The organism is Vibrio sp. 1402 (assembly GCF_033340275.1).
Map to the genome: position 1 here is coordinate 1 of NZ_JAWOWE010000600.1, position 545 is coordinate 545.

The window sequence follows — 545 nt, forward strand, 5'->3', positions numbered from 1 at the left end:
TTCGAGTCTCAAGGTGTGAAGTTCGATGATGTGCTGATTTGTCCGCATTTTGAAGAAGACAACTGCTCTTGCCGTAAGCCTAAATTAGGCATGGTGAAAGAGTATCTTCAAGGCGGTAAAGTGGATTTCCAAAATTCTGTCGTGATTGGTGACCGTCAAACGGATCTGCAATTGGCGGAAAACATGGCGATTCGCGGTATTCAATACAATCCAGAAAGCATGGACTGGAAGCAGATCTTGAAAGATCTGACGGTGAAAGCACGGGTTGCCGAAGTGATTCGTACTACTAAAGAAACCGACATTAAAGTTGCCGTTAATCTGGATGAGCAAGGTGGCAATGATATCTCAACAGGTCTTGGTTTCTTTGACCACATGCTGGATCAAATTGCCACTCACGGTGGTTTCCAAATGGTGTGCAAAGTCGATGGTGATTTACACATTGATGATCACCACACGATTGAAGATACCGCATTAGCCCTTGGTCAGGCATTAAAAGAGGCGTTGGGCGATAAGCGCGGCATTGGTCGCTTTGGTTTCAGCCTGCC

The 545-nt window shown here is 45.9% G+C and carries 1 protein-coding gene; it reads left to right on the forward strand.

What is annotated here, in order from left to right:
- A partial coding sequence (locus R7044_RS27460; RefSeq protein WP_225456257.1) for an HAD-IIIA family hydrolase occupies nucleotides 1–545 on the forward strand: 545 nt, incomplete at both ends.